Here is an 18,783-nt window from a genome sequence, read left to right as displayed (position 1 = left end):
CCCTGATTTAGTACCCGATGCGGTTTATTTTTCAGAAAAAGTTAATAAGCTCCTCTTATATGGGGCAGCACTTCTTTTTGATAAAAAGTCCGAAGCTGTTCTTTGTCTTTGGAACTGAATGGTGCTGCGTCCTCCGCTTTTAAATTGTCTTTAATTTGCTTTACATTTCTAAACCCAGGGATAACACAGGAAATTTCGTCGTGATCTAATATCCAGCGGATCGCAGCCCTTGTCATATTTTCTCGACCTTCAGCTATCCACGACAGATTCTCACTAAGCTCTACTCCTTTTTCAAATGGAAGACCAGCAAACGTTTCTCCAACATTGAAAGCTTCTCCATTTCGGTTAAAATAACGGTGATCATCTTCTGTAAAGGAACTGCTTTTATTGAATTTTCCCGTTAAAAGTCCACTTGCAAGGGGCAATCTTGTTAATATACCGACTCCTTTTTCTTTTGCCCTCGGCAGAAGCTGCTCGAGTGGTTTTTGACGAAAAATATTAAAAATGACTTGTAAAGCACGAACATTTGGGTTTTCTAGACAAAATAATCCTTCTTCCACAGTCTCGACACTTACACCGTAATAACGTATTTTTCCTTCTTTTTGGAGCTTATCTAACACATCAAACACACGTCCGTCTTTTAAAATGTCAAATGGCGGGCAATGGATTTGATAGAGGTCGAGCCGTTCCCGCTGCAATCGTCTTAGACTATTTTCGAGATAAGTTCTCACCGATTCTTCTGAATAAGTCTTCGGATCATGGATATCTCCTGCTCGGCAGAATTTGCTGGCTATAAATATTTCATTTTCTTTTCCTTTTGTCGCTTTTGCAAGTAATTCTTCGCTGTGTCCATCTCCGTAAACATCAGCTGTATCAAAAAAGTTTACTCCTGCATCCATAGCTTGACGCAAACCTTCTATGGCGTCTGCGTCGTTCGTTTTTCCCCATGCCCCACCGATTGCCCACGTTCCAAAACTAATTTCACTAACCTTTAATTCCGTATTCCCGATTTGACGATAATTCACACTGGACACCAACTTTCAAATAGCGTTTACATTATCTTCTGCTATTGATTATACATGGAAATTAATTATTATTCTATGAAAGAACAAGAGTGTAAGAAAGCAGGAGATATAAAATATTTGTATAAATTAAGAGGTAAGGTTTAATAAAAAAAATCATGAAGGAATATGAAGGAATGAAGCCGTAAATGCATCAAAACTTGAAGAAAGGAGTAGTACTCAGTGTACATTTTTGCTGAAAACGAAATCCGCAATGTAACAGGTGTTAACGAGAAAGCATTAGATTTAATAGAGGAAGGGTTTCAAAAGCTCGCAAAAGGGGAGGTAACGATGCCCCCAATTCTTCGAGTAGACATCCCGGAGAATAATGGGGAAGTAGATGTGAAGACTGCCTATGTAAAGGGGATTGATAAGTTTGCGTTAAAAATTTCTTCAGGTTTTTTTAATAACGATGCAAAAGGACTTCCCAGCCTAAGCGGAATGATGCTTCTTTTTAGCACGGAAACAGGATTTCCAAAAGCAGTTCTTCAAGATAACGGATATTTAACAGATGTTCGGACAGCCGTAGCTGGCGCAATGGCTTCTAAGTACCTGGCCAAACAAAATGTAGAAATAGCAGGTATTATAGGAACAGGAACACAGGCAAGATATCAATTGCGCGCATTAAGCCTTGTGCGTCACGTGAAAGAGGTTTTCGTTTACGGACGCCGTCAGGAACGTGTAGACGAGTATATAAAAGATATGGAAAAGGAGCTTCAAGTTAAAGTAACGGCTGCAGAAAGTGCAGAACAGGTTGTTCGTCAGTGTGACACCGTGATAACAACTACTCCTGCTAAAGAACCTATCATTCAAAAAGAATGGCTGCATCCAGGTCTTCATATTACAGCGATGGGGTCGGATGCTGAGGAGAAAAATGAAGTCCATCCTGAAGTGTTAGGGGCAGTGGATGTTCTTGCATGTGATTCTAAAAATCAAGTCTTTCGATTAGGAGAGCACCACCATGCCCTTGAAAATGGCGTTATTGAGGAGACAAGTGAAATAGTGGAACTAGGAGAATTATCTTTAGGGAAAGCCCAAGGAAGAAAAAATGAGAACGAGATCACTTTCTGTGACTTGACCGGAACTGGTGTGCAGGATACAGCGATAGCGGTTTATGCATATGACAAGTTGATAGAAGCGGAGAAAGGTTTGTTATTTACAGAGTAATACAGCAGGAGGAGAGACTGGCAGCAAGAGTATAGTTAGGCCGGTCTCTTTTTAGAACGATAAAAAAGTAGTAAACAGGATAAGGAACATGGAGGCAGACGGTTTCGTTTACATGGAGAACAGCCGAATTTTTCTAAGCATTTTCATGCTCAAATTTTACTGCTCGAAATGAAAATGTAATCCGAAAGAAAAGATAGTTTACGTATAATAAGAGAAAAGAGTTTTCAGAAAGGGGGCGCTTATTCATCAGGCAAACATGTTAGCTAACAAGTTTTATAGTTATGTTAATAAACATGTTAATAATAGTTATAAACATGTTTGTCAACTTGTTTGAAAATTTAAAATCACCTGTATGCTTCTGATGCCTCATTGGAAAAAATTGGATTTTAGCCAAGTCCAAATGGCGGAAACCGTAGTTTTTCTTATACTTTGCTCCTTTAGCAAAGTTAGACTTTCCTAAAGTATAAAAAAGAAAAAATATTTTTTCGCAAACATGTTTGTGAACATGTTTGAATTCATTTATACTAATCTTTGAAATGTTTTATGTTTTAATTTGGAAGACTATATCAGAAAAATCCAGAACGGAGGAGAAAAAATGTTAGATGTTATCCAAAAACTCTATGATAAAAATATAATAATCTCAGGGGTTGACCAAGGAAATAAAAGTGCGAAATTCAGTTACTTAAATAGACACGGGAACATTGCCTCCTTTGCAATTCCAACGATTGTTGCTCCAGCAGAAGATAAAAAGTCTGCCGTAGAAGGCTCCACAGAGACGAATACTATAGAGAAAAAGCTTCACTTAAAAATCACCTCAAAATCACTGTCTACTGTAAATCAAGAGAGATATGTATATGTTGGTCATTACGCCAGAAATAAAAAAGGAAAAGAAGAACCAACGTACAATCCGATGGAGGAGACACAAAAGAATATGTCTACAACAAAATTCTCCAATGATCTTCATGTCATAACTACCATCTCAGGTTTAGCAGTAATGGCAGCCAAAGAAAATAAAGAAGAAATACACATTCCTTATGCCGGCGGACTTCCAGTTAGCGAAATTAAAGAATTAGGCTCTGAAAAAGCGTTAGAAAGCGTAAAAGGAACGCATACAGTAGAATTTATGGACGGACCTTTAGAGAAGAAAACCGTAACTTTGGTGATTGGAAGCGGAAAAATGTATGGCGAAGGTGCAATAACAGATCTTTCTTTAAACTTTGATATCCAGCAAGGTGAATTAGTGGAAACCTCTCTGCAGGATCGGTTGTCAGAGACTTATGCATTAGGTGATTTAGGGGCAGGCACTTCCGAAATGATTATTTTTACCGAAGAAGGTATTGACGGGAATTTATCACAAAGTCTCGATATCGAAGGAACGAACCCTTATATCGACAGAATTAGAGAAAAAGTGGACAACCTTGATGAATTTAGAGCACTGAAAGAATTATTTGATTTAGATGATTCAGAACGTGCTTATCAATCTCGTGAGGAGTTCATGAGTGAAGTAATTGAGCCTAGTATTCTGGAAGTAATCAGAGGGGAAACGGAAACGCCAACCTTTGAAGTGCGGCTGCTAAAATCCAAAAAAACAACCGATATCACAGAGCTTGTTATGGAAGAAATTCGTAAATATGCGAACGACCACAAAAAAGCACTTACTTCCGCTTGGAATAGTGCCGGTGTCGATGAACTGGTCTTAGTAGGCGGAGGCGTTCTTTTTGGATATCCTGTATTCAAAGAGGTACAAGAAAAGTTTATGGAACTTCAAGGACAAGAGTGGGTAATCATGCCGGATAAAGTGGAAGAAGCCCCATTTTTCACTTCTAGAGGGTATTTAATCGCTAATCTCATTCAGCTGACAGAAAAAGAAGAAGCAAAACTAGAGCCGGTCAACTAACATTTAATTCAGGGTAATAGAAAGGGGGTGGTGGCGTGTCCAATTCTAAAGGGAATAAAGCAGGGTATGTAAAAGGTCTCGGCCGGACGTTTGCTCCTTCTTTAAAAGCGGATTGGGTCGATGAATTCAATCAAATTTTAGAAGAAGAGCCTGATTGGAGTCGAAACCGTTTAACCGAGCATCTTATAAAAAAAGGATTAGAGTCACAGCGAGCGCAGCAGTCTCAGGTTGAAAATCATTTGAACCTCTCTATTCCTTCAGATGGATTGAACAAAGAACAACAATCCTTTTTAGAGAGTGAAGAGGGAAGAGTGTTCGTAGGAAACGCTATAAGACTTCTATTAATGCAGCCGGGATCAAGGGAGTCTGCTGCTTCGAGCGTTCACCTCCCTGCACCGCCTCAACCAAAAACAGAAACTCCCCGTTCTCCAGAAGAACAGGAAAAGAAACCACCGGAAGAAGCGACGGATGATAAAAACAGGCAAGATGCTGAAAACTTTAACCTTAAAGAGAAAAATAAACAAAAACAAGAAAAGCTTTCTCCTTTAAAACGCGCCAAAAATAAATTGAAACGCCAAAACTTAAATTAGTTGCGCAGAATAAAGAGAATATAGCTTATGGACTTGTATTTGTTTGAAAAGATTAATGGCATGGCAGGCAATACAGCATGGCTGGATGCTGCCATGCGTTTTTTATACTTTGGAAAGAATAAGTTTATTGAAGGATCAAAGTGTAAGTAAAACTACGCCTCCCTCCATTTGGACTTGGCGGCAAGCCGAGTTTTTCTAATCTCTGTACGGCATTATAATTGGAGTTTTAGCTCTTCTAGTATTATTGTTTATGAAACAGCGTCTATGGGGAGTATTAGGAATATTACTTTAACAATTGCGATGGGAATAAACGAGCTTATTAAAATGTCTATTAACAGGGCAAGGCCTTTTATGAATGATGAAAGTGTTATGCTGTTGATAGAAAGAGGAGCATCTCCTTCTTTTCCTAGTGATCAGGCATTGATTATGGGTGTATTCGCTGTTTTGCTATGGGTGGTAAGTAAGAAAGACGCAAGCGCCTTAAAAGAAGGAAGTTCGGCTACGAGCGTCACGTCCTGTGACAACGCCGAACTGACTCCCATCCTGGGAGCCCGCGATAGGTTCTGGAGTTTTCGCGCAGGGGGCCCGGAGTCGAAAGGAAAGACATAAGACGTTCAGCTAATCTTAATGAACTTCTACTAAGATCGCACACGTCGACGCATAGGATGTGCTAATGTCGCAAATGCCACAAGACGTGGCGTTTTTAGCAAAAGTTTCTCTTTATCGTGTGCGCCTGAGCGGCTGGGCACTGAAGCTAGACATCATAAACGCCAAAATGTATACTTTCTTACCTAATAAAAAAGAAGCAGGAGTCACAGCTTTTATGTTCTCCCTTTTCGTCATTATATCGCGTATATATGTTGGTCATTATTATCCAACCGATGTTATGGCAGGTTTTCTTTTTGGAGCTGGAACGTCTGTAATAGCGGTAAAAAGATGGAAACAGTATGCAAGAGGTTCTCGGAAATCAGATGCGCATCATTTCTCGTAGGAATAGATAAAAGATTTCGTACATAGAGTGTTTATAATCAGATCATTTGCAGCAACGCCCGTGAAATAAAGGAAATTTTCGTTTTCTCCTTGCATGGATCATAAGGAATCGCTACACTTTCTATACGGAGAAGTACTAGATAGGTAAAAAATTTTCCCTGCTGCTCAGACCTGGTTATAAATGGACGTGCCTTATTTATACTTTAATGTGCAACTTTGTTAAAGGGATAAAGTGTAAGGAATGACTAAGGCTTCCGTAAAATCAGAAGGAGAGTGAATAGAGCATGTCTGAAACCCTCAAAACGCCAGTAGAAGTGAAAATGACGACAAACATTCGTCAACAAGGTGAAAAAGACCAGGTAAACCTCGAAGCAAAAGGTGAGCTTTATAAAAAAAATAATTTCACTTATGTTAATTTTAAAGAAGAATTAGATGACATAGGTGAGGTGTCTACTGTTTTAAAAGTAGGGGAACAGGAAATCACAGTGATTCGCTCAGGATCTGTAGCAATGCGGCAGCTTTATCAATATGGAGAAATTACTGAAGGAAGTTATGAAACACCTTTTGGTAAACTAAGAACAGAAGCAGAAACAGATCAAGTAGCTGTTATGTGGTCTGACAGTGGAAAAACCGGACGAATTCAATTTGGTTATGACTTAACCTTACAAGGTTCCGCTGCCGGACGATATGATGTCACTATTTCAATAGAGGAGGAAACATAAACGTGAACATCGTGGAACAGATGAAGGAACGAATTAAAGAAGAAGTCGCTCAAGCAGCTGAAAAAGCAGGAATCGTTTCAAAAGAAGAGCTGCCGGTTATCATTCTAGAAACACCTAAGGAAAAAGAGCATGGCGATTTTGCGACTAACTTAGCCATGCAGTTAGCTGGCGTTGCCAAAAAGGCGCCTAGACTCATTGCAGAAGATATCACCTCAAATTTTGATAAATCCAAGGCCTCTATTGAAAAAATGGAAATAGCAGGCCCGGGATTTATTAATTTTTTTCTTGATAATAGTTATTTACGTGACTTGATTCCTTCTATAGTCAATGAAGGAAAGACCTACGGAAAGACTAATTATGGCGGGCAGGAAAAAGTACAGGTGGAATTTGTTTCTGCCAATCCTACTGGTAATCTGCACTTAGGACATGCCCGAGGAGCAGCAGTAGGTGATTCCCTTTGCAACATATTAACTATGGCAGGATATGACGTCACCAGAGAGTATTACATTAACGACGCCGGCAACCAAATTTCAAATCTTGCCCTGTCGGTAGAAGCTCGTTATTTGCAGGCTCTAGGCGTTGATGCAGACATGCCGGAAGATGGCTATCACGGGGCAGATGTTCAGCAATTTGGAAAAGAATTAGCAGAAAAACACGGCGAACAATATGTCGACGTCGAAAAAGAAGAACGGCTGGCTTTTTTCCGTGAGTATGGTTTAAAGCGGGAAATGGAAAAGCTTAAGCAAGACCTGCTGGATTTCGGGGTTGATTTTGATGTTTGGTTTTCAGAAACCTCCCTTTATGAAGACGGCAAAATTGAAGAGACACTTCAACTCTTAGAGGAAAGCCAGGAGGTATATAAAGAAGACGGTGCGATCTGGTTTAAATCAACTAACTACGGAGATGACAAGGATCGGGTACTAGTAAAAAGTGATGGTACTTACACTTATTTGACTCCGGATATTGCTTACCATAAAAATAAGTTTGAACGCGGCTTTAAAAAAGTCATTAACATATGGGGAGCGGATCATCACGGCTATATTCCCCGGATGCGCGCAGCAGTACAAGCGTTAGGATATAATAAGGAGCAGCTTGAAACCCAAATCATCCAGATGGTTAACTTGTATGAAAACGGAGAAAAAGTAAAAATGAGTAAACGTACTGGTAAAGCAGTGACGCTGCGCGATTTAATGGAAGAAGTCGGTATAGACGCAACACGTTATTTCTTTGCTATGAGAAGTGCGGATACGCATTTAGATTTTGATTTGGATCTGGCCAAATCACAGTCCAATGAAAATCCGGTATATTACGTTCAATATGCTCACGCTCGTTTATGCAGCATTTTTAGACAAGCAGAGGAAAAAGGATTTGCTTTTGAGCCTGAGGCTGATCTAAGTGCTGTGGCAACAGAAAAAGAATATGATTTGTTGAAAAAAATGGGTGAGTTTCCTGAGATAGTAGCTTTAGCTGCAGAGAAATATGCTCCACACCGCATTACCAATTATTTGCATGAACTATCATCTGCTTTTCACAGTTTTTACAATGCGGAACGGGTCGTTGACAGCGAGGATGAAAGAAAAACAAAAGCACGTCTAGTTTTAGTCAAAGCTGTGCAAACCACCTTACAAAACGGAATGAGATTAATTGGTGTCTCTGCTCCAGAAAAAATGTAAAAAAGTAAAGGGCCGTTCCTAATCTGGGACGGCTCTTTTGCGCTGATAAAAAAGGATAAAAATTTAGCATGTATAAGGACGAGTTTTCTAAACATAGGGAGGAAACAATATTAGCAAAACAGTATAAAATTTAGTTTTTGTAGACTGTTTCGTAAGCAAACTGAATTTTTATAATACATGTTATTATCTTGATAGAAAGTATAAAAGACGAGCTTTTGATACAAATTAGGCAGAAGGAAGTGACTGGAATGCAAGAGGTTATTTTATCCCTTTTTACAGGGATCGTAGTGGGATTAGTATTTGCTATCATTCGTTTGCCGATCCCGGCACCGCCGGCTCTTGCTGGAGTGATGGGTATCATTGGAATATTTCTAGGTTATAAAATATATGAATGGGTGCTTCCCTTGTTACAAGGCGGGGGAAGTTGACCGTTACTGAGGTGAACAACTAGTGCCTTTTTTCTCTTCTCAAGGAGCAACCTTACATTATCAAGTATGGGGACGCGGCATGCCATTATATTTTATTCATCCGCCTTCTATGGGAGCAGCTACTTTTATGGAGCAGCGTGACCTTGCCCCTGAATTTCAAGTAGTGTTAATGGATGCAAGGGGTCATAGTTTCAGCAGTGACGGTGCTGGAACGTTATCCATTTCCGAATGGGCAGTAGATCTTCTGAATTTAGCGAATGAACGCGGCCATAAAAAAATTGTATTGTGCGGTTATTCAAGCGGAAGTTCGGTGGCATTAGAATTCGCTTTAAATTGGCCGGATCGAACAGCAGGCATCGTTCTCGTAGGAGCCTTTCCAGAGGTTTGTACTACCCTTTTAAGAAAAGAGTTTGAAACAGGTATTTGGATTGCAAAAAATGAATGGAATGTAATGCTTGCGCAAATGCTTTCTTTTTCAAACTCAAAAAAAGCCTCACACAGAGAAGCTATCGCTGAAACGGTAAAAGGAATCAATCCATCTTTATTGCAGTCTCTTTATGAATCAGGGCTTTATTACAACTGTACTTGGAGGCTGCCGCAGCTGCAAGTTCCAACATTGCTCGTCTATGGATCTCGTGATTGGTATGTCCATTATTATCAGTATTTATTTTATAAGTACGCATTAAAGGCCGCAAAGGATGTGGTGCTCGTAGGAAGTGTAGGGCACCAAGTTCCTACCTTGGAACCTGATGCATACAACGCAGTAGTTAAGCGATTTGTTAATGAGTTGCAAAGCAAAGATAATAACTTGCTTTCTTAATTAAAGAATGCCCCTTTCAAAACCTCCACACACTAAAGTTACACAAGGGGACACTGCCTTCTTGAACAATATCTCCAAAAACCAAACTAAAAAATCAGGGACTTTAAAATTAAATTTTTTGAATTCTAAACAGCCTCCTATAAACTATACATTAGAGATATGGCTGTCTCAAAAGGTTAGTTAAAGGGAAACTGGAATATACGAGGAGTCTGCGGGGAAGAGGGCAATGTGAAGACATGCCAGGGAGCTGAACCTCACACGCGGCAAAGAAAAGAAGATACTATGAGAACGAGCAAAGAGAGTTGGAGTAGATGGCGCACTTGTTCATGAGGATTATTCCTGTTGTGTTTGCGGAAAACGGACTTGTGGGACAGCCATTTCTAACTATAACAGTTATTGGCACCAAGAAATAAGAGAAAGGGCAAGTACTAAAGAAGAGGTTCCACTATACTTGCAATTTTTTCTCTTACTCTTGTTTTAAAAGGGCGGTATTGCAATTCGTCAAGATGAAGTATGGTTGATTGGGACATGTCTTTCTCAAGCCGGTTTTTGACAGAACTTATATTTGAAGGAGAAGAAAGAATAGTATTCATTTCACAGTTTAAAAAAAAGCTTCGCTGATCAAAATTAGCAGTACCCACATCACAGAACTTATCATCTATTAAAACAGTTTTTGCATGAAAAAACCCTTGCTGAAAATGAAAGATAGAAGCACCGCTTTTTATCAAGTCTTCTAAATAGGATAAGGACGCCTCTTTTACGAGGGGATGGTCCTTTTTTTCTGGAAGAATAATACGAACGTCTACCCCTCGTTTTAATGCATCCAGAAGAGCGCTTTGCAGCTCTATACTCGGCACATAGTATGGACTGGCAATATAAATATAGTTTTTCGCTTTTTTTATACCCTCCATAAAGAAAGTATCTAAACCGTGTCCTTCCGTAGCAAAAAAACGGAATGTGTGCCTGCCCTTTTCTAACGAAGGGAAGTAACTTTTTTCTCTTTTAGAAGAATTCCTATTTGCTTGTTTCCAATCTTCTAGAAATTGCGATTGTAAATCTTGTACTCCTTCCCCGTAAAAACGCAAGTGAAAATCACGCCAAAGGCCTAATTTAGGATCATGCCCCAGGTATTCATCCCCGACATTGAATCCGCCAGTATATCCGATTTTCCCATCGATCACCGTTATTTTACGGTGATTCCTGCGGTTTAAAGTGAAGAAAAAGAAAGGGAAAGAAGGAGTTTTAGCATATGCAAACAGAACTCCTGCTTTCTTTAACTTTTGCCGACCTTCACGATTCAAGCCAGAGCCAACTCGATCGACAAGAACTTTTATTTCGATTCCTTCCGAAGCTTTTTGAATGAGAAGATCAATGAACTGACTGCCAATGCTGTCGTTTCGAAAGATATAAAAAAGTACATGTACGTGGCTGTTTGCATGTTGAATGTCTTCAAACATTGTTTCAAAAAAAACTTTACCGGTATCAATCCATTGAACTTGCCCTTCTCTTGATGGATAAAAAACGGCGTTTTGCTGGTGAAGATGTTTTCTTTTTCCTAGAAAAAAATCCAGCCAAATATACAAAATGACCAGCAACATGGCGATAAGAAAATAAAAAACAAACACCATCGGCAGAACCTCCCGTAACATTTTGAGATCTTGTTATTATAATGCCCGAAAATTAATAAACTAGCACTTGAAATGATAGGAATTTAAAAAAAACACTCGACTGAATGTTCACTCACTAATTTTTTTGTTATAATGTATATAAAATTGGTCCAATTCAGAATTTTATCGGTTCTAACTCTCGCAGAACCGATAATCAAAGCTCGTAAAAGAAAGCGTTTTCTTTTATAGTGCTGCCGGGTTATGCCTGCTGTAGAAAGGAGAATAGATATGGATACGTTTTTAATTGTGAATTGGATAGCTTTTATTGTCGTTACCTTTTATGCTGTTTACCTTTTTGCTCAGCTTGTGAAAACGAGGTACGAATACATTAAGCTCGGTCAAAAGGCAGAATTTAATCAAACGGTCAAAGAGCGATGGGAAGCGATCTTGACCAACGTGTTTGGACAGAAGAAACTACTGAAAGATAAGAAAAGCGGAACCATTCATGTGATGTTCTTTTATGGATTTTTGCTCGTGCAGTTTAGTGCCATCGACACGATTTGGAAAGGACTGCAGATAGGGGGCCACCTCCCGCTTGGGCCTGTATATCCTTATTTCACCTTGTTTCAGGAAGTCGTTGTATTTATGATTTTGGCGGCAGTTGTTTGGGCGTTTTACCGCCGCTATGTAGAAAAGCTGGTTCGCTTAAAACGCGGCTGGAAAGCAGGATTGGTGCTGATATTTATCGGCGGCTTAATGACGTCGAAAATGATTGCTAAAGGGATGGAGATGGTGTGGCTCGGCAAAGGATTAACGGGCTTTGAACCGATTGCTTCGGCCATTGCTTTTGTTGCTTCCCCACTTGGTGCTGGGGCAGCAGGTGTACTGTTTTATGTATTCTGGTGGGCGCATTTATTGTTTTTACTCTCGTTTTTAGTCTACGTCCCGCAATCCAAACACGCTCATCTTATAGCGGGGCCCGCCAATGTGTGGCTGGGCCGGACTCATCCGGTAGGGCAGTTGTCATCGATTGATTTTGAAGATGAAACCAAAGAGGAATTCGGGGTTGGAAAGATTGAAGATTTAAACCAAAAACAATTGTTAGATCTCTATGCCTGTGTCGAATGCGGCCGCTGTACAAATATGTGTCCGGCCACAGGTTCTGGGAAGATGCTGTCCCCGATGGACTTATTAATTAAAATGAGAGACCATTTAACCGAAAAAGGGGCAGCTGTCACGTCCCGTTCGCCGTGGCTGCCGGCATATGCGTTCAGCGGAACGAATGGAAACCAGCTGGCTGCTCAAGGTAAAGGAGCAAAAGAAGCTGCTGCCGGCTATGACGTCAGCTTAATTGGTGATGTCATTACCGAAGAAGAAATTTGGGCATGTACGACGTGCCGCAACTGTGAAGATCAGTGTCCGGTTATGAATGAACACGTCGATAAAATCATTGATCTACGCCGTTATTTAGTGTTGACGGAAGGGAAAATGGATTCTGAAGCGCAGCGCGCGATGATGAATATTGAACGACAGGGCAACCCGTGGGGGATTAACCGAAAAGAACGCGAAAAATGGAGAGAAGCCCGCGAAGATATTGAAGCCCCAACTGTGAAAGAATTGAAAAAAGAAGACAAAACGTTTGAATTCTTGTTCTTTGTCGGTTCCATGGGGTCTTATGACAAGCGCAGCCAAAAGATAGCCCAATCGTTTGCGAAATTAATGAATGAGGCAGGGGTCACCTTTGCAATCCTTGGCAACAAAGAAAAGAACTCCGGGGATACACCGAGACGTATCGGAAATGAGTTTTTGTTCCAGGAACTTGCTTCTTCTAATGTTAACGAATTTCAAAAAAATGACGTGCAGAAAATCGTCACCATCGATCCACATGCTTACAATACGTTTAAAAATGAATATCCGGAATTTGGTTTAGAAAACGTGGAAGTGTATCACCATACCGAATTACTTGCCCAGCTCGTGCGCGAAGGAAAGCTCACACCACGTCATGAAGTGAAAGAAACGATGACATATCATGATTCTTGTTACCTCGGGCGCTACAATGAAGTGTACGATCCGCCGCGAGATATTTTAGAGGCGGTTCCGGGACTTACCATCGTTGAGATGGAGAGAAATCGTCAGGATGGAATGTGCTGTGGAGCTGGCGGCGGCATGATGTGGATGGAAGAAGAAGCTGGCCAGCGGGTAAATGTTGCCCGGACCGAACAAGCGCTCCAAACGAGTCCATCGATGATCGGAAGCGCCTGTCCGTACTGCTTGACGATGATGACAGATGGGGTCAAAGCCAAAGAAGCTGATGAGGATATCCAAACGATGGATATTGCAGAAATCTTAGAACGGTCCGTAGTGGGGGAAAGACAAAAAGCAGCAGAAGCAGAATAGCATATAACGACAGCTTCTAAACAGTAATAAATGAAGTAGTGCTGGTAAATTAATACTTGATTTTTATACCAATTTGAAGTAGTTTAATAGGTGAGGAAAGCGTTTTCAGCAGAGGCGCAAGAAATATTGATAGCGGGGGAATCGATATTCCCCCTTTTTTCAACATGTATACGGATTTTTTTTGATACAAAAAGTGAGCGAGCGTTCGATCGATTTTTAAATTTTTATTGTTTAGAAAATACAAAAAATTAATGCGAGGTTTCTGGACTTTTCTTGCTTACACAAAAAGGAGGAAAGATAGTATGGCAAAATCAGTAATAGTTGGCGGGGCACGTACTCCATTTGGAAAATTTGGCGGAGCATTAAGCAGTTTAACGGCATCTGAGTTAGGCGGCGAAGCGATAAAAGGGGCATTAGAGACCACAAAGACAAACCCTGAAGAAATTCAAGAAGTCATTATGGGAAATGTATTACAAGGCGGTCAGGGGCAGATTCCTTCGCGCCAGGCTGCACGCCATGCAGGCCTTTCATGGGAAGTAGAGACAGAAACGATTAATAAAGTGTGCGCTTCTGGGATGCGGAGTGTGACGCTGGCTGATCAAATAATAAGAGCAGAAGACGGAGAAGTCTTAGTTGCCGGAGGAATGGAATCAATGAGCAATGCTCCATATTTTGTGCCGAAAGCACGCTGGGGAGCACGAATGGGTGATGCTTCCATGAAAGATTTGATGGTCCATGATGGTTTAACTTGTTCTTTCCAAGGAGTTCATATGGGAGTATATGGGAACCAAGCAGCGAATGAAGTCGGTATTTCCCGGGAAATGCAGGATAACTGGGCTCTTCGCAGCCATCAGCGGGTGAATGAAGCAAAAGAAAAGGGTTATTTTTCAGAAGAAATTACACCGATAGAAATTCCTCAAAGAAAGGGAAACCCTCTTGTCGTTTCTGAAGACGAAAGTCCTCGGAAAGACACTGCTATCGAAGCGCTGCAAAAGTTAAAGCCGGTTTTTGCAAAAGAAGGTACGGTTACGGCGGGGAACGCACCAGGTGTCAATGACGGTGCTTGTGCTATGGTAGTAATGAGTGAAGAGCGTGCGAAAAAGGAAGGGAAACGGCCCCTTGCTGCCATTATAAGTCACACAGCTCTTGCAGTAGAAGCGGGGGATTTTCCGAAGACCCCAGGATTGGTAATTAATAAATTATTAGAGAAAACAGGTAAATCCCTCAAGGATATAGATTTATTTGAAGTAAACGAAGCTTTCGCAGCAGTGGCTCTGATTGGTGAACAGCTGGCTGGCCTTGATGCTGACAAAGTAAATGTAAACGGAGGAGCGGTAGCTCTTGGTCATCCAATTGGTGCAAGTGGAGCGCGGATCATCTTAACTTTAGCTAATGAATTAAAACGTAGAGGAGGAGGAACCGGCATTGCTGCTATTTGCAGCGGCGGCGGCCAGGGGGATGCCATCATGATTGAAGTATAAAACTACAGTCAGATCTTAGTACCAGCCTATAAATAGGGAGGATGCAGGAGGAGATAATATGGATATTCAAACGATAATGGTTGTCGGTGCTGGTCAGATGGGGTCAGGAATTGCTCAGGTTCATGCCCAGTCTGGATATTATGTTTACTTGCACGATGTAGAAGAGAATCAGGTCGAAAAAGGTTTAGAAAGAGTAAAAAAGAATTTGACGAGACAAATCGAAAAAGGACGGCTTTCAGGTGAGGAAAAATCAGAAATACTAAGTCGTATAGTTCCATCCACGGAGTTAGAAAATGCTTCAAAAGCAGATTTAGTAGTGGAAGCAATTGTTGAAAATATGGATGTGAAAAAGAAAGTATTTAAGGAGCTTGATGAATGTGCTCCACCTCACGCCATACTTGCGACAAATACTTCTTCTCTTCCTATCACAGAAATTGCAGCAGAAACATCACGCCCTTCTCAAGTCATTGGCATGCACTTTATGAATCCAGTCCCAGTGATGAAGTTAGTAGAAATTATAAGAGGACTCGCAACAAGTGATAAGGTATTCGATGCAGTCAAACAAACAGCAGAGTCTCTTCATAAAACCCCCGTCGAAGTAAATGATTTCCCAGGTTTTGTTTCCAATAGAATTCTTATGCCAATGATTAATGAGGCAATTTATACAGTATATGAGGGTGTATCTTCTCCAGAAGATATTGATCAAGTGATGAAATTGGGGATGAATCACCCAATGGGACCGCTCACCCTAGCCGATTTTATTGGTCTTGATACTTGTTTGTACATCATGGAAACACTCCACGATGGTTTCGGGGATGATAAATACCGGCCTTGTCCACTGCTCCGCAAGTGTGTGAAAGCAGGATGGCTTGGAAAAAAAGCGGGCCGCGGCTTTTATAACTACAATAAGTAAAATAACAACGGAGGGGAGTCACGAATGAATCTCACCTTTACAGAGGAACAAGCCATGATGAGGAAAATGGTTCGTGATTTTGCTAATGATCGTATAAAGCCGGAAGTGAAAAGGATGGAAGAGGAAGATCGTTTTCCAAAAGAGCTCGTAACAGAGATGGGTCAGCTTGGTTTAATGGGCATACCAGTCGAAGAGAGGTACGGCGGGGCTGGAATGGAGTTTTTTTCTTATATAATCGCTATTCAAGAATTATCAAAAGTGAGTCCAGCTTTAGGAGTTATTTTATCTGTGCATACGTCTGTTGGCACAAATCCCATTATATATTTTGGCAATGAAGAACAGAAGAAAAAGTATGTGTCCAAATTGGCTTCCGGAAAGTATCTTGGCGCTTTTGCGCTGACTGAATCCGGCGCAGGAAGTGATGCGGCATCCCTTAAAACAACAGCAGTAAAGAAAAAGGATCGTTATATTTTGAATGGTTCTAAGGTGTTCATTACAAATGGAGGAGCAGCTGACACCTATATTCTTTTTGCTAAGACTGACCCTGCCCAAGTAGTAAAAGGAATGAGTGCATTTATTGTAGAGAAAAATTTCCCTGGTTTTCAAATAGGGAAAAAAGAAAAGAAGATGGGGTTAAATGGCTCTAATACGACAGAGGTTATTTTGGAAAATTGTGAAGTTCCACAAGAAAATCTCCTTGGAAAAGAAGGAGAAGGATTTAGTATCGCGATGGCCAACCTTTCTGCAGGTCGCATAGGTATAGCAGCGCAGTCACTTGGAATAGCCGAAGGAGCCCTTGAAGCAGCAACTGCTTATGCGAAAGAGAGAAAACAATTCGGCAAACCGATTGGTTCCAAGCAGGGAGTTTCTTTTAAATTGGCAGATATGGCAGCTAACGTTGAAGCAGCGAAACTATTAACCTATCAAGCAGCAAGTCTTCGATCAAAAGAGGTTCCTTGTAGAAAGGAAGCATCCATGGCAAAGCTGTTTGCATCTCGTACTGCTGTGACTGTCGCAACCGAAGCGGTTCAAATTTTCGGGGGATACGGATATACGAAAGAGTATCCGGCTGAACGGTTTTTCCGTGACGCAAAAATATGTGAAATATATGAAGGAACGAGCGAAATTCAAAGAATTGTAATTGGAAAACATTTACTTGGCAATGAGATAGGCTGAATTTTACTAAACGGTGGAAAGGGGAAGAAATAATGAATTTTCTTTTAACCGACGAACAAGAGATGATACGTAAAATGGTCCGTGATTTTGCGAATAATGAGGTGGCACCTACTGCGGCTGAACGTGATGAAGAAGAAAAATTTGACCGGAAATTGTTTGATCAAATGGCTGAGCTTGGTTTAACCGGTATTCCATGGCCGGAAAAATATGGAGGCATCGGTGCAAATTATCTTAGTTATGTTATAGCGGTTGAAGAATTGTCCAGAGTGTGTGCTTCCACGGGAGTAACATTATCGGCGCACCTTTCTCTTGCCAGCTGGCCGATTTATACATTTGGAAACGAAAACCAGAAAAAGAAATATTTAAAAGCGCTGGCAGAAGGCAAAATGATGGGGGCATATGGACTGACCGAGCCAGGTTCAGGCTCAGATGCCGCAGCGATGAAAACAACTGCTGCAAAAGACGGGGATGAGTACGTTCTTAACGGTTCAAAAATATTCATTACCAATGGCGGTATGGCAGACGTTTACGTTGTGTTTGCTGTCACCTCTCCTGAGAAAAAACATAAAGGAGTCAGTGCTTTTATTATCGAGAAAGATTTCCCCGGTTTTTCTGTTGGCAAGAAGGAAAAAAAGTTAGGTATCCGTTCCTCTCCCACAACTGAAATTATTATGGAAAACTGTCGAGTACCCGCAGAAAACTTGCTCGGAGAAGAAGGCGAAGGGTTTAAAATTGCAATGAAAACATTAGACGGCGGAAGAAATGGAATTGCTGCCCAGGCAGTAGGAATTGCACAAGGAGCACTTGATGCTGCAACAGATTATGCAAAAGAGAGAAAACAGTTTGGCAAACCCATTGGCAGTATGCAAGGTATTTCTTTTAAATTAGCAGACATGGCAACGAAAATAGAAGCTTCCCGTTTGTTAACATATCAAGCTGCCTGGAGAGAAAGTGAAGGCGTCTCTTATGGCAAGGAGTCAGCTATGTCCAAACTGTTCGCTGGGGATACAGCGATGGAAGTAACAACGGAAGCAGTACAGGTTTTTGGAGGATACGGTTATACGAAAGAATATCCGGTGGAGCGTTTTATGCGCGACGCTAAAATTACCCAAATTTATGAAGGAACAAACGAAATTCAACGTTTAGTTATCGGTAAAATGCTGTTAGCAGATTAAATATAGAAATGTCAGGTTAAAGGAGGCGGGGCCATTGGCGAAAAAGAAGGTACCGTCCATGGTAAAGGATCAACAGCTTATTCAGCGCAGAAGAGAACAAATGGTCAAAGGAGCAGTAGCTCTTTTTAAGCAAAAGGGATTTCACCGTACGACAACTAGAGAAATTGCTAAGGAAGCAGGGTTTAGTATCGGCACGTTATATGAATATATCGGTTCCAAAGAAGATGTGCTGTATCTTGTTTGTGACTCCGTGTATGAAGAAGTAAGAACTCGGCTGGAATCGCTATTGACCAATGAAACTGTCGGAATAGATAGATTAAAGCAAGTGATACAGTCTTTATTTAAAGTAATGGATGATATGCAGGATGAAGTGCTTGTTATGTACCAGGAGTCTAAATCCCTGCCAAAAGAAGCACTGCCCTATGTGTTAGAAAAGGAAAACGCGATGACCGCTATTATAGAAAGCACCGTTAAGACGTGCTGCAAAGAAGGACATTTAGAGCTTTCTGAAAAAGCAATAAGAATGCTCGCTCACAGCATTATGGTAGGAGGGCACATGTGGACTTTTCGCCGCTGGTCTGTGCAAAAAGAGTTTACTCTGGATGAATATACTTCCTTACAAACACGCCAGCTTTTATATGGTGTTGTACAGGAAAATATAAAAATGGATAAAAGTATTTAAAGGA

General features: G+C 40.9%; 18 protein-coding genes. 16 read left to right on the top strand and 2 right to left on the bottom strand.

Annotated features, from left to right (window positions below):
• Positions 1-41: 41 nt before the first annotated feature.
• Positions 42-1,025 (bottom strand): aldo/keto reductase, encoded by a 984-nt coding sequence (locus FZF09_RS12945; protein ID WP_158737027.1) that lies wholly within the window; start codon positions 1,023-1,025, stop codon positions 42-44.
• A 219-nt stretch (positions 1,026-1,244) separates the two neighbouring features.
• Between FZF09_RS12945 and FZF09_RS12940 the strand changes: the two genes are divergently transcribed.
• From FZF09_RS12940 to FZF09_RS12900, 10 genes are all read left to right on the top strand, one after another.
• On the top strand, positions 1,245-2,228 hold the full coding sequence (locus tag FZF09_RS12940; protein WP_158737026.1) for a cyclodeaminase: 984 nt from the start codon (positions 1,245-1,247) through the stop codon (positions 2,226-2,228).
• A gap of 595 nt (positions 2,229-2,823) precedes the next feature.
• Positions 2,824-4,125, top strand: a complete 1,302-nt coding sequence (locus FZF09_RS12935) for an acetate and sugar kinases/Hsc70/actin family protein (protein WP_158737025.1) — start codon at positions 2,824-2,826, stop codon at positions 4,123-4,125.
• Between the two features lie 35 nt (positions 4,126-4,160).
• A complete protein-coding gene (locus tag FZF09_RS12930) occupies positions 4,161-4,715 on the top strand; it encodes a hypothetical protein (RefSeq protein ID WP_158737024.1) in 555 nt (184 codons plus the stop codon).
• 27 nt (positions 4,716-4,742) lie between these two features.
• Complete coding sequence (locus FZF09_RS23070) at positions 4,743-4,865, top strand: hypothetical protein (RefSeq protein ID WP_255450543.1); 123 nt, start codon at positions 4,743-4,745, stop codon at positions 4,863-4,865.
• Between the two features lie 174 nt (positions 4,866-5,039).
• Positions 5,040-5,324 carry a phosphatase PAP2 family protein gene (locus tag FZF09_RS12925; protein WP_233269491.1) on the top strand — a complete coding sequence of 95 codons (285 nt, stop codon included), beginning with the start codon at positions 5,040-5,042 and terminating at the stop codon, positions 5,322-5,324.
• A 64-nt stretch (positions 5,325-5,388) separates the two neighbouring features.
• Positions 5,389-5,706 carry a phosphatase PAP2 family protein gene (locus tag FZF09_RS12920; RefSeq protein ID WP_158737022.1) on the top strand — a complete coding sequence of 106 codons (318 nt, stop codon included), beginning with the start codon at positions 5,389-5,391 and terminating at the stop codon, positions 5,704-5,706.
• A gap of 283 nt (positions 5,707-5,989) precedes the next feature.
• A complete protein-coding gene (locus tag FZF09_RS12915) occupies positions 5,990-6,427 on the top strand; it encodes a YwiB family protein (RefSeq protein ID WP_091586515.1) in 438 nt (145 codons plus the stop codon).
• A gap of 2 nt (positions 6,428-6,429) precedes the next feature.
• Positions 6,430-8,100, top strand: a complete 1,671-nt coding sequence (argS, locus tag FZF09_RS12910) for an arginine--tRNA ligase (protein WP_158737021.1) — start codon at positions 6,430-6,432, stop codon at positions 8,098-8,100.
• 248 nt (positions 8,101-8,348) lie between these two features.
• Positions 8,349-8,528, top strand: a complete 180-nt coding sequence (locus FZF09_RS12905) for a XapX domain-containing protein (protein WP_158737020.1) — start codon at positions 8,349-8,351, stop codon at positions 8,526-8,528.
• Positions 8,529-8,550: 22 nt separating this feature from the next.
• Positions 8,551-9,348: an alpha/beta fold hydrolase gene (locus FZF09_RS12900; protein WP_158737019.1), complete on the top strand. Its 798-nt coding sequence runs from the start codon at positions 8,551-8,553 to the stop codon at positions 9,346-9,348.
• Between the two features lie 428 nt (positions 9,349-9,776).
• On the opposite strand, the gene cls is transcribed toward FZF09_RS12900, so the two are convergent.
• Positions 9,777-10,976 (bottom strand): cardiolipin synthase, encoded by a 1,200-nt coding sequence (gene cls, locus FZF09_RS12895; protein WP_158737018.1) that lies wholly within the window; start codon positions 10,974-10,976, stop codon positions 9,777-9,779.
• Positions 10,977-11,243: 267 nt separating this feature from the next.
• On the opposite strand from cls, the gene FZF09_RS12890 reads away from it, so the two are divergent.
• The 6 genes from FZF09_RS12890 (at position 11,244) to FZF09_RS12865 (ending at position 18,779) form a co-directional block, all read left to right on the top strand.
• Positions 11,244-13,352 carry a heterodisulfide reductase-related iron-sulfur binding cluster gene (locus tag FZF09_RS12890; RefSeq protein ID WP_158737017.1) on the top strand — a complete coding sequence of 703 codons (2,109 nt, stop codon included), beginning with the start codon at positions 11,244-11,246 and terminating at the stop codon, positions 13,350-13,352.
• 302 nt (positions 13,353-13,654) lie between these two features.
• A complete protein-coding gene (locus FZF09_RS12885) occupies positions 13,655-14,833 on the top strand; it encodes an acetyl-CoA C-acetyltransferase (RefSeq protein ID WP_158737016.1) in 1,179 nt (392 codons plus the stop codon).
• A 58-nt stretch (positions 14,834-14,891) separates the two neighbouring features.
• Positions 14,892-15,746 (top strand): 3-hydroxybutyryl-CoA dehydrogenase, encoded by an 855-nt coding sequence (locus FZF09_RS12880; protein WP_158737015.1) that lies wholly within the window; start codon positions 14,892-14,894, stop codon positions 15,744-15,746.
• A 24-nt stretch (positions 15,747-15,770) separates the two neighbouring features.
• Positions 15,771-16,922 (top strand): acyl-CoA dehydrogenase, encoded by a 1,152-nt coding sequence (locus FZF09_RS12875; RefSeq protein WP_158737014.1) that lies wholly within the window; start codon positions 15,771-15,773, stop codon positions 16,920-16,922.
• Positions 16,923-16,954: 32 nt separating this feature from the next.
• Positions 16,955-18,097, top strand: coding sequence for an acyl-CoA dehydrogenase (locus FZF09_RS12870; RefSeq protein ID WP_158737013.1), 1,143 nt, complete (start codon positions 16,955-16,957; stop codon positions 18,095-18,097).
• A gap of 34 nt (positions 18,098-18,131) precedes the next feature.
• Positions 18,132-18,779 (top strand): TetR/AcrR family transcriptional regulator, encoded by a 648-nt coding sequence (locus tag FZF09_RS12865; RefSeq protein WP_233269490.1) that lies wholly within the window; start codon positions 18,132-18,134, stop codon positions 18,777-18,779.
• Positions 18,780-18,783: the final 4 nt, after the last annotated feature.

Origin of the sequence: Alteribacillus sp. YIM 98480 (genome assembly GCF_009765375.1) — a bacterium.
In the GTDB taxonomy this organism is placed as follows: domain Bacteria; phylum Bacillota; class Bacilli; order Bacillales; family Marinococcaceae; genus Alteribacillus.
Note: the sequence above shows the minus strand (reverse complement) of the source record. Positions and strands in the feature narration are given on the sequence as shown.

What these genes read in the sequence shown, in the direction of transcription:
- FZF09_RS12935 (WP_158737025.1), top strand. Translation starts at nt 2,824, where the DNA reads ATGTTAGATGTTATCCAAAAACTCTATGATAAAAATATAATAATCTCA.
- FZF09_RS23070 (WP_255450543.1), top strand. Translation starts at nt 4,743, where the DNA reads ATGGACTTGTATTTGTTTGAAAAGATTAATGGCATGGCAGGCAATACA.
- FZF09_RS12925 (WP_233269491.1), top strand. Translation starts at nt 5,040, where the DNA reads ATGTCTATTAACAGGGCAAGGCCTTTTATGAATGATGAAAGTGTTATG.
- FZF09_RS12920 (WP_158737022.1), top strand. Translation starts at nt 5,389, where the DNA reads ATGTCGCAAATGCCACAAGACGTGGCGTTTTTAGCAAAAGTTTCTCTT.
- FZF09_RS12915 (WP_091586515.1), top strand. Translation starts at nt 5,990, where the DNA reads ATGTCTGAAACCCTCAAAACGCCAGTAGAAGTGAAAATGACGACAAAC.
- FZF09_RS12905 (WP_158737020.1), top strand. Translation starts at nt 8,349, where the DNA reads ATGCAAGAGGTTATTTTATCCCTTTTTACAGGGATCGTAGTGGGATTA.
- cls (WP_158737018.1), bottom strand. Translation starts at nt 10,976, where the DNA reads ATGGTGTTTGTTTTTTATTTTCTTATCGCCATGTTGCTGGTCATTTTG.
- FZF09_RS12890 (WP_158737017.1), top strand. Translation starts at nt 11,244, where the DNA reads ATGGATACGTTTTTAATTGTGAATTGGATAGCTTTTATTGTCGTTACC.
- FZF09_RS12885 (WP_158737016.1), top strand. Translation starts at nt 13,655, where the DNA reads ATGGCAAAATCAGTAATAGTTGGCGGGGCACGTACTCCATTTGGAAAA.
- FZF09_RS12880 (WP_158737015.1), top strand. Translation starts at nt 14,892, where the DNA reads ATGGATATTCAAACGATAATGGTTGTCGGTGCTGGTCAGATGGGGTCA.
- FZF09_RS12875 (WP_158737014.1), top strand. Translation starts at nt 15,771, where the DNA reads ATGAATCTCACCTTTACAGAGGAACAAGCCATGATGAGGAAAATGGTT.
- FZF09_RS12870 (WP_158737013.1), top strand. Translation starts at nt 16,955, where the DNA reads ATGAATTTTCTTTTAACCGACGAACAAGAGATGATACGTAAAATGGTC.